General features: G+C 61.5%; 13 protein-coding genes and 1 pseudogene. 7 read left to right on the top strand and 7 right to left on the bottom strand.

Annotation, left to right across the window (positions count from 1 at the left end; all coding sequences use genetic code 11):
• Positions 1-5: 5 nt before the first annotated feature.
• From ACNYC6_RS27635 to feaR, 5 genes are all read left to right on the top strand, one after another.
• Positions 6-1,289 (top strand): aromatic ring-hydroxylating oxygenase subunit alpha, encoded by a 1,284-nt coding sequence (locus ACNYC6_RS27635; protein ID WP_419710074.1) that lies wholly within the window; start codon positions 6-8, stop codon positions 1,287-1,289.
• The gene (locus ACNYC6_RS27640; RefSeq protein ID WP_419710075.1) at positions 1,286-1,786 is read left to right on the top strand and encodes an aromatic-ring-hydroxylating dioxygenase subunit beta; all 501 of its coding nucleotides are present in this window, start codon (positions 1,286-1,288) and stop codon (positions 1,784-1,786) included. Before ACNYC6_RS27635 ends, ACNYC6_RS27640 begins: the two co-directional genes overlap by 4 nt.
• A gap of 10 nt (positions 1,787-1,796) precedes the next feature.
• A complete protein-coding gene (locus tag ACNYC6_RS27645) occupies positions 1,797-2,537 on the top strand; it encodes an SDR family NAD(P)-dependent oxidoreductase (protein ID WP_419710076.1) in 741 nt (246 codons plus the stop codon).
• Between the two features lie 190 nt (positions 2,538-2,727).
• Positions 2,728-3,678: a PDR/VanB family oxidoreductase gene (locus tag ACNYC6_RS27650; protein WP_419710077.1), complete on the top strand. Its 951-nt coding sequence runs from the start codon at positions 2,728-2,730 to the stop codon at positions 3,676-3,678.
• A 153-nt stretch (positions 3,679-3,831) separates the two neighbouring features.
• On the top strand, positions 3,832-4,752 hold the full coding sequence (feaR, locus tag ACNYC6_RS27655; RefSeq protein ID WP_419710078.1) for a transcriptional regulator FeaR: 921 nt from the start codon (positions 3,832-3,834) through the stop codon (positions 4,750-4,752).
• A gap of 130 nt (positions 4,753-4,882) precedes the next feature.
• Here feaR and ACNYC6_RS27660 read toward each other — a convergent pair whose 3' ends face one another.
• On the bottom strand, positions 4,883-5,512 hold the full coding sequence (locus ACNYC6_RS27660) for a response regulator transcription factor (protein WP_419710079.1): 630 nt from the start codon (positions 5,510-5,512) through the stop codon (positions 4,883-4,885).
• Between the two features lie 260 nt (positions 5,513-5,772).
• On the opposite strand from ACNYC6_RS27660, the gene hpaC reads away from it, so the two are divergent.
• Both hpaC and ACNYC6_RS27670 read left to right on the top strand, forming a co-directional pair.
• Positions 5,773-6,282: a 4-hydroxyphenylacetate 3-monooxygenase, reductase component gene (gene hpaC / locus ACNYC6_RS27665; protein WP_056723075.1), complete on the top strand. Its 510-nt coding sequence runs from the start codon at positions 5,773-5,775 to the stop codon at positions 6,280-6,282.
• A gap of 396 nt (positions 6,283-6,678) precedes the next feature.
• The gene (locus ACNYC6_RS27670) at positions 6,679-6,975 is read left to right on the top strand and encodes a DUF6124 family protein (RefSeq protein WP_419710080.1); all 297 of its coding nucleotides are present in this window, start codon (positions 6,679-6,681) and stop codon (positions 6,973-6,975) included.
• A gap of 167 nt (positions 6,976-7,142) precedes the next feature.
• On the opposite strand, the gene ACNYC6_RS27675 is transcribed toward ACNYC6_RS27670, so the two are convergent.
• From ACNYC6_RS27675 to ACNYC6_RS27700, 6 genes and pseudogenes are all read right to left on the bottom strand, one after another.
• A complete protein-coding gene (locus tag ACNYC6_RS27675) occupies positions 7,143-8,159 on the bottom strand; it encodes a phosphotransferase enzyme family protein (protein ID WP_419710081.1) in 1,017 nt (338 codons plus the stop codon).
• 9 nt (positions 8,160-8,168) lie between these two features.
• Positions 8,169-9,449 (bottom strand): aspartate aminotransferase family protein, encoded by a 1,281-nt coding sequence (locus tag ACNYC6_RS27680; RefSeq protein ID WP_419710082.1) that lies wholly within the window; start codon positions 9,447-9,449, stop codon positions 8,169-8,171.
• Complete coding sequence (locus ACNYC6_RS27685; RefSeq protein WP_419710083.1) at positions 9,442-10,752, bottom strand: amino acid permease; 1,311 nt, start codon at positions 10,750-10,752, stop codon at positions 9,442-9,444. The genes ACNYC6_RS27680 and ACNYC6_RS27685 overlap by 8 nt, the downstream gene beginning before the upstream one ends.
• A gap of 358 nt (positions 10,753-11,110) precedes the next feature.
• Positions 11,111-11,950, bottom strand: coding sequence for a methyl-accepting chemotaxis protein (locus ACNYC6_RS27690; protein ID WP_419713021.1), 840 nt, complete (start codon positions 11,948-11,950; stop codon positions 11,111-11,113).
• Between the two features lie 63 nt (positions 11,951-12,013).
• Positions 12,014-13,351, bottom strand: a pseudogene (locus tag ACNYC6_RS27695) (chemotaxis protein); the annotation flags it as partial.
• 42 nt (positions 13,352-13,393) lie between these two features.
• Positions 13,394-14,716, bottom strand: coding sequence for a hypothetical protein (locus ACNYC6_RS27700; protein WP_419710084.1), 1,323 nt, complete (start codon positions 14,714-14,716; stop codon positions 13,394-13,396).
• Positions 14,717-14,856 lie beyond the last annotated feature (140 nt).

The raw sequence follows: 14,856 nt of genomic DNA on the forward strand, positions 1-14,856 counted from the left end.
ACCGCATGAGCACTCATGAATATCGGCTGATCGCGACGTCGAAAAGCCCCGAAGACCTGGTCCAGCACGACCGCGTCGACGTCTCGCTGTACAACGACCCGGCGCTGTTCGAAGCCGAACTGGACAAGATCTTCTACCGCACCTGGGTGTGGGTTGCCCACGAAAGTGAAGTGCGCAACAGCGGCGACTTCAAGACCGCCACCATCGGCCGTCGCCCGGTGATCGTCGTGCGCGACAAGAAGAACAACATCAACGTGCTGGAAAACCGTTGCCGGCATCGTGGCGCCACCGTGTGCGAGAAGCACAAGGGCAACGCCACCGGTTTCACCTGCCCTTACCACAGCTGGTCTTATGGTCTGGACGGCAAATTGCGTGCACTGCCGTATCCGGATGGCTACGAAGGCATCCTGGAAAAATCCGAACTGCCGCTGACCAGCCTGCGCGTCGAGAGCTACGCCGGCATGGTCTTCGCCAGCTACAACGACGAGATCGAACCGCTGGAAGACTTCCTCGGTGGTGCCAGGCACTGGATGGACCTGTTCATGAAGCAGGGCGCCGGTTACCCAATCAAGACTCAGGGCGAACACAAGTTCAGCTTCAAGGGCAACTGGAAGATCCAGTTGGAAAACACCACCGACGGTTACCACTTCCCGATCGTGCACAAGTCGTTCATGTCGTCGGTGGATGAAGAAACCTCGGAAATGCTTTCGTTCATGACCGATGAGCAAGCCGTGACCCACTCGCTGGGCAACGGCCACAGCGTCATGGTGATGGTGCCGGAACACGTCGACCTCGATCACGATGACGGCACCGAGCAGTTGCAGGAGCGCTTTGCCCATGTGACTGAAGAACTGTCGAAAACCATGCCGGCCGATCAGGTCCGTCGCATCGTGCGCTCGCTGCACGGCGCCGGTTTCAACCTGAACCTGTTCCCGAACATTGCCATGTCGATGTCGTTCTTCCGCGTGCTGCGCCCGGTGTCGGTTACCGAAACCGAGATCCGCCACGTGGCCCTCGGCATGGAAGGCGGCCCGGAAATCGCCAACCGCGAACGCATGCGCATCCACGAACACTTCCAGGGCCCGTTCGGTTTCGGCAGCCCTGACGATGCCGAAGCCTGGGACCGCGTGCAGCGCGGCTCGTATGCCGGCGTCGATGCGCCAATCCTGGTCAACCGCGGCCTGAACCGTGAAATCACCGCTGAAAACGGCGACAAGGTCAGCCACGCCACCGACGAAGGCGGCATGCGCGGTGCCTACGACATGTGGAAAAGGATGATGAGCCAATGAGCAATCAAGACACCCTGAACGGTTTTTCCGGCCCGTTGGCCCAGGCCATCGAATTCATCTGGCGCGAAGCCGAACTGCTCGACCACAAGAACTACGCCGAATGGGCGACCTTGTGGAGCGAAAGCGGCAAGTACATCGTACCGATCGACCCGGACACCGAAGATTTCGAAGCGACGCTCAACTACGCCTACGACGATGCGCGGATGCGTGATTTGCGCATCGAACGCCTGACTGCCGGCTACTCGCCGTCGGCCGTGGATGCGGCGAAAACCATTCGCACGGTTTCGCGTTTCCGTCTGGTGGAATCGGCCGGTGACATCGTTGAAGTGAATTCCGCGCAGTTGCTGTACGCCTACAAGCGCGGCGTGCACACGCCATTCGTGGCCGACCTCAATCACCGCATTCGCTTCACCGATGGCGTGCCGAGCCTGGAACGCAAAGTAGTGCGGCTGATCAACTCCACCGACAGCCTGAGCGCGCTCGGCTTCCTTTTGTGAGGGTAACATCATGAGTCGAGTAGCCCTCGTAACGGGTGCCTCGCGCGGACTGGGCGAGTGCATTGCCCGCCGTCTGCATGCTGCGGGTTATCGCGTCGGTCTGGCGGATGTGCGTGTCGAAGGTGTGCAGCGTCTGGCTTTAGAACTCGATAGCAGCGGCGCCAGCGCCATGGCTATCGAGCTGGACGTGCGCAGCAAAGCGGCTTTTCAGCAAGCGCGTGACCTTCTGGCCGAACGCTGGGGCGGCACCGACATTCTGGTGAACAACGCCGGCGTGTCGAAAGTCGCGGCGTTGATGGACATCACGCCGGAAGAGTTCGACGAGTCGATGGCGATCAACCTGCGTGGCACTTTCGTGGCCTGCCAGGTGTTCGGCGCGCACTTCGCCGAGCGTGGCTTCGGGCGCATCGTCAACATCGCGTCGCTGGCCGGGCAGAACGGCGGCACCGCCACCGGCGCGCACTATGCGGCGGCCAAGGGTGGCGTGGCGACACTGACCAAGGTTTTCGCCCGTGAACTGGCGCCTCAGGGTGTGACGGTCAACAGCATTTCGCCAGGTCCGCTGGACTTGCCAATCGTGCGCGAATCCGTCGCTCCTGAACGCCTGGAACAGATTCTGAAAATGATTCCGTCCGGCACCCTCGGTGACCCTGCGTTCATCGCCGACAGCGTGTTGCTGCTGATCGCCGATAACGCCATGTCCGTAACCGGCGCATGCCTGGACGTCAACGGCGGTTTGTTCATGCGCTGAGATTTGCGCCGCGACACGATCAATTGTGGCGAGCGAGCTTGCTCGCGCTGGGCTGCGAAGCGGCCCCAAAGATATCGGCAACACCGAAGATTTGGCGATTGCTGCGCAATCGAGCGGGAGCACGCGCCCTCGCCACAAAAGCTGTGCCAGACCCAAGAATTAATCGAAACGACAGTATTCAGGTGATGCAATGATGAAGGTGAAGATCGAAAGGATCGTCGACGAAGCGCTGGATATCCGTTCCTTTCGCCTCGTGCGCAGTGACGGCCAGCCGCTCGACATCTATGAACCGGGTGCCCACGTCGACCTGACCGGGCCGACCGGCGTAACCCGCCAGTATTCGCTGTGCAGCCCGCCGCAGGATCGCCGCGCCTACCTGGTGGCGGTGAAGAAAGAAGCGCAGTCCCGCGGTGGTTCGCTGGCGCTGCACGAGCAAGTGGAAGAGGGCATGGAGCTGGAAATGGGTGCGCCGCGCAACCTGTTCCGTCTCGATGAAAGCGCCAGTGAGCATGTGCTGTTTGCCGCCGGTATCGGCGTCACGCCGTTGCTGAGCATGGCCTACAAACTGGCGGAAAGCGGCCAGCCGTATCGCCTGCATTACTTCGCGCGCTCGGCGCAGTACGCGGCGTTTACTGAACTGTTGGCGACTAACTTTGCCGAGCATGTCGAATTTCACTACGGCATCGAACCCGCGGATCTCGACGGTGCATTGAGCGCTTGCCTGGATCGCGCCAGCCCTGCGGCCCACGTCTACACCTGCGGCCCGGCGCCCTTCATGAACAAAGTGGTAGAAGTCGCCGCGCGCACCCGCTCGGACGACGCCATTCACCTGGAGCACTTCGCCGCAGACCCGGCCGCCAACAGCGCTCCGGCCGGCACGTTCGAAGTGGAACTGGCCAGTTCCGGCGTGGTGCTGCAAGTACCGGCCAACACCAGCCTGGTCGACGTGTTGCAGGCCCACGGTTGCGACATCGACACGGAATGCCGCGAAGGTATTTGCGGCACCTGCATCGTCGAGGTGCTGGACGGTGTGCCGGAACACCGCGACAACTGCCTTTCCAACAAGGAAAAGGCCTCCAACAAGCAGATTTGCGCCTGTGTTTCCCGAGCGCTTTCCGCTCGTCTGGTATTGGACATCTAAGCGCTTTCTTCACTGGAAAGCTGACGCCGGAGCCTGTTGAATGGCGCCCGGCGACCATCGAGGGAGGCGATGGCTGGAAGACGAAACTTTTTTACCGAACCGCTCGACGAAGCGGATGGCAATAAAAACAAAAAAACGTGAGGCTTTGCGGACATGATTACAGCATCGGCGGTGCGCAATGAGGCGTTCGAAAGTTGGTTGAACCAGGTGAACCAGGCCTGTGGGCGTTTCGATGCTCGCGCGCTGGACACCGACTTCTATGGCGAACTGGCGGAATTTCGCAGCGGTGCGATCAACCTCAGCGTGGTCGACATGGCGCACGTGCATTTGTACCGCACCAGCAAGGACGTCAGCACCAGCAGCGACGGCCACTACTACGCGGTGTTCCAGATGCGCGGCAGCTCACAGCTGGAGCAGGGCGACAACCGTGCGCAGCTGGGCTGTGGCGACATCGCCCTGATCGACGCCAGCCGTCCGAGCGACATGACCTACAACGACGATTCCCGTCAGTTGTCGCTGATTTTGCCGCGTCAGGTGGTCGAGCGTGGCTCGCACTTCAATGCCGTCAACTGCGCCACCCGCATCGCCGCCAGCAGCCCTCTGGCTTCAATGGCCAACAGGCTGGTGCTGGAAACTCGCCAGCAAGAAGGTCTGGACATGCAGGAAAGCGAAGCGGTACTCGACGCCCTCGCGAGCCTGCTGCTGCCGGGCATCAGCGCCCTGGACAACGGCGGTGACGCCCACGAGCGGCAGTTCCGCAAGATCATTGCCTTCATCGACCAGCACATCAGCGACGAAGCACTGTGTCCCGAGATGATTGCCCGTGAGGTCGGTGTTTCGGTGCGCGGCCTGTACCGGATGTTCTCCAAGCGTGGTCTGGTCGTGGCGCAATACATCAAGCACCGCCGCCTGGACTTCTGCGCGGAAAACCTGCGCCGCGCCGATGTCGAGCAGAAGCTCTCGGCGTTGTGTTATGCGTGGGGGTTCTCGGATTCCAGCTACTTCTCGTCGGCGTTCAAGTCGCGCTTTGGCGTCTCGCCGGGTGCTTATCGCAAGCGCTATAGCCAGAACTGACACGCCGGCATTGATGTTGAACTTGCCGGCGTCATCGCTAGCAGGCTCGCTCCCACAGGGATTTTCGACGTACACAGATGTAGTGTTCGCTGCAGATCCACTGTGGGAGCTAGCTGTGTAAACCCATCACTCAGTGCCGCACCGGCTCATCCACCGGTAAATGCAGCACTTCGCGCACCAGCATGGCAATGCTGGTCACGCCCATCTTTTCCTTGATCTTGGTGCGGTGCACATCAACGGTCTTCACGCTGATGTTCAGTTCCCGCGCGATCACCTTGCTGGCCTTGCCATCGATCACCAGCATCAGCACTTCACGCTCGCGAGTGGTCAGCAGCGCCAGTTTGCCTTGCAGGTTCTGACGTTGCTGCTGATCGGCCTGGGCATGCACGGCGGTCTTCAGCGCCGCCTGGATACGGTCGATCATCTGCTGCGGGTTGTAGGGCTTCTCGACGAAGTCCAGTGCGCCGTTCTTCATCGCCGTGACCGACATCGGGATGTCGCCATGGGCCGAGACGAAGATGGTCGGCAGGGTGCTGCCGCGCTGGTTGAGGATTTCCTGCAACTGGAAACCGCTGGTCTCCGGCATGCGCACGTCCAGCACCAGGCAGGCGGGCTGCTTGGGGTCGTATTGGCTGAGGAACTCTTCGGCGCCGGCAAAGCACTGCGCCTGCACGCTGACGGACTCCAGCAACCACGCCAGCGAAGTGCGCAGGTCCTTGTCATCGTCAACGATGTAAACAATCGGTTTGCGGGTTTCCATCAGGGGCTGCCACGAAAATTCTAATTATTGTCATCGCACGCGAACGCGCGGCACGCATCGGCTCATCTTTTTGGAGCCTGTGAGCAGAATACCCACTGTCGCCGGCCCTTGCGATAAAGAAACCACCTAGTCGACTAGCGGAAACCCAACCTCACCATGGGGATCGTCAGAATGGTTGCGCCGTGCCCACAGCCTTAGTCTTGTTCCATCACCTACGGGCCGCTTTACGACGCGGTCCTCCTGAAGGAAGGGGCATCGACATGGCCGACCTGAGCCAGCAGCAAATCGACTTTCGCAACGCCATGGCGCAGCTGCCTGCTGCGGTGAACATCATCACCACCAACGGCCCCGGCGGTCGCTGTGGCATCACCGCCAGCGCCGTGTGCTCGGTGACCGATTCGCCACCCACCGTGCTGGTCTGCGTCAACCGCAACAGCGCCACCCACGACGTGTTCCGCACCAACGGCCACCTGTGCGTCAACGTACTGTGTGGCGAACAGGAAGAACTGGCCCGCCACTTCGCCGGCATGACCAAGGTGCCGATGGATGAGCGTTTCGCCTGGGACTTGTGGGACGACGGCGCGGCCGATGTGCCGGTGCTGCGCGACGCCCTGGTGCAATTGGAAGGACGGATCAGCGAGTGCAAGGAAGTGGGTTCGCATTCGGTGATGTTCGTGGAACTGACGAAGGTTGGCGTGCGCGAACCGCGTGACAGCCTGGTGTATTTCAACCGGTTGTTTCATCGCGTCGAGCATGCCAGCGCGGCTTGAATAACACCGCGTTATCGTTCAATCGCGAGCAAGCTGTGTCAATCTGGAATGCTTGTTTAACGACTGTAGGCGTAACGTCCTGCAAGCTACAACTGCTTGCGGCATTGCCTACAGCTACGCCAGAATCCGCCGGCTTGTGCGCCTTGGAGGCCATCGGTAACTTGGTCCGCGTCACTGATTCCCAGTGAGCGGGTTTAGCAGCCCGTGGTGTTATGAAGCGTATTTGCAGTCCAGACAGTCAGGTATTCCCCATCCCTGCACTTGATGGCAGCTGTGCGCAGGGCGCCCTCGGGCGCGCCGGTTTCGTAACTCCCCGGTCTGCTAACCTGCGTACAGCCGCCACCCCTTCGTTTAGCAGCGATTCGGTGACGGCTCCAAGTTTCTGGAGTTCGAATCATGTTGAAAGTTACCCCTGATCCACCGGAAAACGACGCTTGCCCCAACCCGGCCCTGCATATCATGGCCACCCCGCACAAACCCTCCACCCTGTTCACCATCAACCCCGACATCGATATCGAAACCCTGCTGGCCCACGCCTGTGAGTCGCTGGCCTCGGCGAGCGTCATGGCCAGTGACCTGGCGGGTTTTCTGCAAGGCACGCACCGCAACACCCTGCTGGGCATCGCGCAAGTGATCATGCTGGGGGAGTTGGCGGTGAATCGGGCGCTGGACAGGCTTGACCCGGCGGGATAGCGGCTCTTGAGGCGGAAGGTAATCCTGTGGCGAGGGAGCTTGCTCCCGCTGGGCTGCGAAGCAGCCCCAAAATCAGCCATTGCGGTGCTTCAGAAGTACCGCAATGACCGGGTTTACGACTGCTTCGCAGCCGAGCGGGAGCAAGCTCCCTCGCCACAAAAGCATCGTTACTGCTGCAAATACTCCCGAGCCAACAAACAAGCCCGCTCAATCAACATCGGCGCCATTTCAATCGCCGTCGGTGTGCCCTGGCGGGTGTGAATCCAGCCCAGGTACGTGGTGCCGCGCAGCATCAGGAACATCGCCAAGGTCTGGCGATCCGCCTCGGTCAGTGGCTTGACCGCGTTGTAGCCGTCGAGCAGCGCCGCCTTGATCTGCTCATAACGCGGATCATCCAGACAGAAGTACAGCGCCGTGGCCAGTTCGAACATGTGCCAGCCAAACCCGGCGTCGTCGAAGTCGATCAAGCGCAACTGCGGCCCTTCGATCAGCAGGTTCTCCGGCACAAGGTCAGCGTGAATCATGCCGAAGTTGCCCAGGTGCCGGCCGTACTGGCGCAGGTCCTTGCGCGCTGTGCGCCGGGCCTGTTGCAACAAATCCCGCTGCTCATCGCTGAGCTGCGCAAGCTCCCAGAAACGCCCCCAGAACGGGTTGGCGCCAATCAGACCTTCCTCGTCCCAGGCATGCCGGACAAATTCGTCCGGCTGCTGCCAATCCGCCGAATGCAGGTGAATGCGCGCCGCAATTGCACCGGCTTCGTTGAACAGAAAGTCGATTTCGGTATCGGCCTGCACGCCAGCCTCGGAGGTGCCGGCGGTGGCTCCGGGCAGCCAGGCGAGCATGTCGATGTGACGCGGCTCGCCAATGTCCTGGTGGGTGACCTCGATCAAATGGCTTTGATTCTGCGCACGGATGATCTGCGGCACGGTGATGCCAGCGCCGGCCAGTGCTTCCATCCATTGCAGCTCGGAGCGTAGCGCGGCCTCGCAATGATAGCCGTTGCGATGGATGCGCAGGGCTACGCGCTGACCGTCGTGACGGCGGGCGGAAAACACTGCGTTTTCGCGGAACTTCACCAGTTGAATGTCGGCGAACTCGCCGTCCCACTGTTGCAGGGCATGACGCGCCAGATCGTGCAGCCGGGCGACTTGTTGTTCGTGGTTCAGAGCATGGAAATCAGTCATGGCAAGGCCTCAAATAGCGCTGAGCGCGTTATCCAGCGTGTCAACGAACAGGTCGGCGTTTTCGCGGCTGAACACCAGCGGCGGGCGCAGTTTGAGAATGTTGTCGCCAGCGCCGATCTTGCTGATCAGCACACCGTTCTCGCGCATGTCGTTCACCACCTTGCGCGCCTCCAGTCCGGCCGGCTCCTTGCTGGCGTGGTCCCGCACCAGTTCCATGGCGAAGAACAGGCCTTTGCCGCGCACGTCGCCGATGATCGAGTGTTTGCCGGCCAGCACTTGCAGGCGTTGCTGCACATAAGCACCGACGCTTTGTGCGTTCTTCAGCAACTGCTGTTCCTCGATCACATCCAGCACTGACATGCCGACCGCTGCCGCGACCGGCGAGCCGCCGAAGGTGTTGAAGTACATGGCGTGGCGCCCGAAGGACTCGACCAAGGCCTTGTGGGTGATCAGCCCGGCGAGTGGATAGCCGTTGCCCATCGGTTTGCCGAGGGTCACGATGTCCGGCACCACGCCGTGGGCCTCATGGCCCCACAGGTGATCGCCGGTGCGACCGAAACCGGACTGCACTTCGTCCGCGATGAACAAACCGCCCGCCGCACGGATCAACGCTGCAGCCTTATTTACGAAACTGGCCGGCACCCGTGGCAGGCCTTCGTTGGCGAACAGGGTGTCGATCAGCAATGCCGCGGGGCGAATGCCCTGGGCCTGCATCGAGGCAATCGCCGCCGTGATGTTGGCCGCATATTCTTCGGCCAGTTGCGCTTCAGTGGTGCCGGCCGGCGCGTGGTACAGGCACGGAATCGGCACCGCCCGCGCATGGGCGGCAAAAGGCTCCGGCGAGGGCAGGGCGGTGGTGACTTCGGCCAGCGACGCGGAGTTGCCGTGGTAGTTGTAGTCGCTGACGATGATGCCGGTGCCGCCACTGGAAAAGCGTGCCAGACGCAGTGCCAGCTCATTGGCCTCGCTGCCGGTGCAGGTGAACATGGCGGTGTCCAGCGACTCGCCAAACGTCGCGGTCAGGCGCTCGGCGTAGCGCACCACTTGCTCATCCAGGTAGCGGGTGTGGATGTTCAGCGTGGTGGCCTGGCGGTGCATGGCCTCGGTCACGTGGGGGTTGCAGTGGCCGACGCAGGGCACGTTGTTGTAGACGTCGAGGTAGCGACGACCGTCGACATCGAACAGCCAGACGCCTTCTCCGCGTACCAGGTGCAAGGGTTTGTCGTAGAACAGCGGCGAGGCGCTGCCAAGTACGCGATGACGGCGTTGCAGGAGAGTGTCTTCAGGCATGGTCTGGAACCTCGATAACGGTGCGGCGAGTGCGCAGCAGGTAGTTGAAAATGCACAGGGTGAAGGTCACGGCCAGGGCGATCAGCATCAGCATGTCGAGCTGGAAGCAGGCGGCGATCACCACCAGCGTCAGGGCCAGGCCGAGCCAGGCGACCAGTTTTCCGCCGATCAGGGTGAACGGGCGTGGCAGGTCAGGCTGGCTGTTTTTGATGCGCAGGTAGGCGCCAAAAATGAACAGGTAGCAAACGTTGAGCAGCAACACGACCGCGAGCATCACCGTGGCCGGGTCCACTTCGGACAGCGGCAGGCCGATGGCGCCGATCAGCAGGAGTGCCGGGTACGGCGTGCCACGCTTGCCGGTCTTGCCCAGCCATTGCGGGAACAAGCCGTCGCGGGCCATGGCGAACAGCTGGCGGGATGCCGCGTAGACCAGCGAGAAGAACGTCGCGATCAGACCGAACACGCCACCGCAGCCAATCACCTTGGCCAGCCACGAGCCTTCACCGAACGCGCTGTTGCTGGACATCGCCGCGTACAGCGGGTCGCCCGCCGAACCTGTCAGCTCGACACCACCGGCACCCGGTGCGCACACCAGCACGACCAGCGCGGTGACCAATAAGGTGCCGATGGCTGCGAGAATGCCGCGAGGCATGGTGCGACCGGGGTTTGCGGCTTCTTCCGCCGCTGAGCCGGTTTGCTCGACGGTGATAAACAGCCAGATGGCGAACGGCACGCAGGCGAAGATGCCACCGAGGCTGACCGGAGTCGTCACGTTGGCCGGCAACGCCAGCAGGTTCGCCAGTTCGACATGCGGCGCCATGGCCACGCCAAAGGTGAGCAGGGCGACCACGGCGATCACCCCGGCAATGAACGTCAGGCCCATGGCCTCACCGACACCGCGCAGGTGAATGCCGATGATCACCACGAACAGGGCGATCTTCACCGGCCAGCCACCGATGCCGAAAATCGATTCGGTGTAGGCGCAAATGAACGTCGCCGCCGCACCGGTGCCGATGGTCAGCGCCAGTGCGCAAGCCACGCCGACCAGATAACCCACGAACGGCCCAAACGCACTTTGCGCATAGACGAACACCCCGCCAGCGCTGGGCAACGCCGTGGACAGTTCCGCCACACACAACGCCAGCCCGCCGCAGAGCAGCGCCATCAACAACGTGGCGATCAACATGTTCAACCAGCCACCGGCCGCCAATCCGAAGTTCCAGCCGGAAAACTGCCCGGCCACCACCAACGCAATTCCAAGGCCGGCGATCTTTGGCCAGCCCAACGCACTTTTCTTGAGCACAGAAATCTCCCGCGACCCGAGGGTCGATTTATTTTTTAATGAGAAATGGAGGGGTCCAGCGTTGCTTCGCGCCCGTTGAATGGGGCTGTTTCGATACTACGCCGAGGGCGCGGCGCGGCATGTTTGCGTGCATGCCATGTGGTTGGTTGTGGGTGCCAGATTTGACCTGAATCCTGGGGGAGCGGGCTTGCTCGGGATGGCGGTGTATCAGGCATCGGAGATGTTGGATGTGCTGGCCTCATCGCGAGCAGGCTCGCTCCTACAGGGGATCTTCAGTGAACACACAATCTGTGTAGACGAAAATCCAAATGTGGGAGTGAGCCTGCTCGCGATGGCGGCCGGTCAGGCACTATCAAATTCAGATGCGGAAGCTCCCCACCAACTGATTCAACCGCGCCGCCTGTTGCTCCAGTTCGGTACACGCGCGCAATGTCGCCTGTAGGTTTTCCACGCCTTGCTGGTTCAGCGTGTTGATCTGGGTGATGTCGACGTTCAACGCTTCGACCACGGCGGTCTGTTCTTCGGTGGCGGCGGCGACGGACTGGTTGACGTTGTCGATCTCGCCGATGCGTTGGGTGACGCAGCCCAGGCGGGTGCCGGCGAGGTTGGCGATGGCGACGCTTTCTTCGCTGTGCTGCTGGCTTTCGGTCATGGTGGTGACCGAGTCGCGGGCGCCGACTTGCAGCGCTTCGATCATCTGCTGGATCTCCAGCGCCGAGGCCTGGGTGCGTCCGGCGAGGCTGCGCACTTCGTCCGCTACTACGGCAAAACCGCGTCCCGCTTCACCGGCGCGGGCCGCTTCGATCGCGGCGTTGAGCGCCAGCAAGTTGGTCTGCTGGGAGATGCCCTTGATCACTTCGAGGATCTGTCCGATGTTCACGGTCTTGTCGTTGAGCACTTCGATGTTGGCGCACGACGCACTGATTTTGCCCGACAGCTCATTCATTACCTCGATGGTGCGTTGCACCACCTGACGGCCGTCTTCGGCTTGTTGCCGGGCGCTGGACGCCTGATGAGAAGCGTCGGACGCGTTGTTGGCGATTTCCTGGGCAGCGGCACCCAGTTGATTGATCGCGGCGGCCACGCTGTTGGTGCGGCTGGATTGATCGTCGAAATTGCTCAACGACGAGTTGGAAGCATCCAGCACGCGGCGGGCACCTTCGTTGACGCCGTGGGCCGCAGACGACACCTCACGCATCGACTGGTGAATGCGTTCGACGAAGCGGTTGAACGCCGTGGCCAGTTGGCCGATCTCATCCCGCGATTGCACTTGCAGGCGTCGGGTCAGGTCGCCTTCACCCAGGGAAATATCTTCCATGACCCGCGTCAGCACTTGCAGCGGCCGGGTGATGCGTTTTGCGGTGTACCCGATCAGCAATAGGCCGAGCAGCGCCGAGCCGCCACCGAGCAGCAGTTCCAGCGCCGTGCTTTGCACGCCTTGGGCGTCGAGTTCCTTTTGCAGGGTCGCGACCGGCGCCAGTAATACCTCTTGCGGCACGCCCACCAGCACACCCCACGGCGCGGCGCCGGCAATCGGTGGCAGCGGTTCGAGGACCTTGATCTGTTGCGGGTCGACAAACACCTTTGGCTGGCCCTGACGCAAGGCGTCCATCACCTCGGCATTGTCCATCGGTTGGCCGAGGCGGTTGACATTCTGACTGTCGGCGGAGATCACGCCACGGGGGCTGACGATGCTGATCTGACCGTGGCCGTCGAACAGTTCCAGCGCACTGGCTTCGCTGTTTTTTTGCAACGCGGCGAGGTTGATGTCGAGGCCGACCACGGCGATGACCTTGCCGTTTTCCAACAGCGGGAAAGCAACGCTGGTCACCAGTTTTCGACTGCCGGAAGCCTCGTCGAAATAAGGTTCCAGCACACAGGCCTGACGGGTGTTGCGGGCGCAGGTGTAGAAGGCGTTGTACGGTGCGCCGCTCGGGCCGGGCTCGGTGTTGGCGAGCAGCCCTTCGTCGCCGATCACCGCTTGCAGTTCACCGGGTTTGCTTTGCACCCAGTACAGGGAGAACCGTCCGGTTTCGTTGCTGCCCAGATCCGCTTTGTCGGCGAAACCGGCGTCGGCACCGTCCAGTGCATCGGGTTCAAAAATGACGTAAAGCCCGAGCAGGTCGGGCTTGTCGATCAGGGCCTGGTGAAGCTGGGTACTCAGCTCCTGGCGCAGTTGTTGGCGGGTCAGATGGCCCTGATGCTGAAGTTGCCTGAGGTAAAGCAGATACCGCGACAACCCCTGGCCGAATTCGTGGGTTTGCATGAAGGTGCGTTGCACCTGCATGGCCTGCACCTTGCCCAGCGCCTGCATGTGTTCCTTGGCGGCATCGGCGAGCATTTCGCCGCTGGCTTCGGCCACTTGCCCGCTGCTTTTATGCGTCTGATAGAGCGACAACCCCATCAGCAAACCGACCACCAACAACAGGCAGAGACCGGCGAGCAGGGCAACCTTGCTCTGGATCGTGAGGAACCTTTTCTGCATTGGAAATACCTTTTTCCTGGAAACCACCCCGATTCCTGTAGGAGCGAGCTCGCTCGCGAAAAACGTCTGGACGACGCGTTCATTCAGACCGCTCGTGTCATCGTTGACGTCCATCGCGAGCCGGCTCGCTCCTACAAGGTTTTCGTTGAGGCCGAATTAGAAAGTCGTGGCGAAAATCAGCTGGCTGTAGAGGTTCTTGTCGTTGTTGCCCAACTGTGTACCGCCCTGATCAGCGCTCTTGTCCGGCTGGAACAGACCCACCAGCGGCATCACCGTGATGTGGTCGTTGAGGTGCCATTCGGCGTACAGGTCGATTTCGTGGCCATCGGTGTTGCCCAGGTCGCGGTCGATGGTGTCGAAGTTGAAGTACATCGCGCCGACGGTCAGGTTTTCCAGCGGCGAAACAGTGAACTTGAGTTGCTGGATGCGCGAGTTGCTGTTGAATGGGCCGGCGTAGTTGCCTGCCACTTCACCCTGGAACCAGGTACCGAAACCACGGCTGAACCCGTAGAACAGGGTGTCGTAGCCTTCCGAGAAACGGCTGTAGCGGTAGCCGGCGTACGGCGTCCACGGTGCTTCGGAAAAGGTCCATCCAGCTTCCAGATACCAGGCGTCTTCAGTGGCTGTGTGCGGTTTGTCCTGCTTGGCGTATTCGCCGGAGAGGAACAGGTCCTTGACTCCGGCATTGCCGGTCGCGCGCAGGCTATAGGTTTTCATGCCGTCGCGTTCCAGTTGCGCCGGGGAGGCGTACTGCTCGTCGATGTCAGTGGTGTCGATATAGGTCAAGCCAACGGTGCCGGCTTCAGACACGTGCTCCAGGGTGCCGACATACATTTCGGTCATGGCCTGGGCGCGGTTGTTGGATTTGAGCCACATCAGGTCGCCGCGCCAGCCTTCCTTGCCACCGATGCGCAGCACGGCGGTTTCGTCGAAGGCCTTGCGTGCGGCCAGCCAATAGGCGCCGCCCCGGTTGAACTCACCATCGGCCAGGCCTTTGCCCAGGTTCAGGGCGTCGCCGTTGATCAGGAAACCGTCGCCGACCATGATGTTCTGGCGACCGAACGACAGGTCGATGCCATCGGCACCCAGGACCGGGAACAGGTCAGCCGAGCGCCAGCCGAGGTAGGCGTCTTCGACCTTGGTGGTGCGTTCCGAACCGTCACTGAAACCGGCCGCATCGCCGTCACCCCAGGTGCCGGAACTGAGCATGTTCGCCGCGCCATACGCTGTGCCAACACCGGCCAGGCCCTGGTCGAAACTCAGACCGTACTTGATGTAACCCTCGCGCCACGACGACGAACCTTCGTCGAGACGACCCGACAGGGCGTAGTTTTCCTGGCTGTGGAACACGCCGAAAACCGCTTCCAGCGTGGCGTTCAGGTGACTGTCGTCATCGGCGTAGAGTTCGTAGGCTCCGGCCTGGCCAGCGCTGATCATCAGCGCGAGAGTCGAAAGGCGAAGCAAGGGGGACTTGAGCATGGTGTGGCATCCGTTCTTGTTCTTGAGCGCAGGTTTGCGGTCTGCCCGGATACTAAGGCGCGGCTTTTTTCCAGCCTTTTGCCTGTTTGCCAATTAGTTGGTCGTGCGTGCCAGATTGGTCGGTTTGGCAGAAGCGCCAA

Source organism: Pseudomonas sp. NFX224, assembly GCF_048565165.1.
GTDB lineage: Bacteria > Pseudomonadota > Gammaproteobacteria > Pseudomonadales > Pseudomonadaceae > Aquipseudomonas.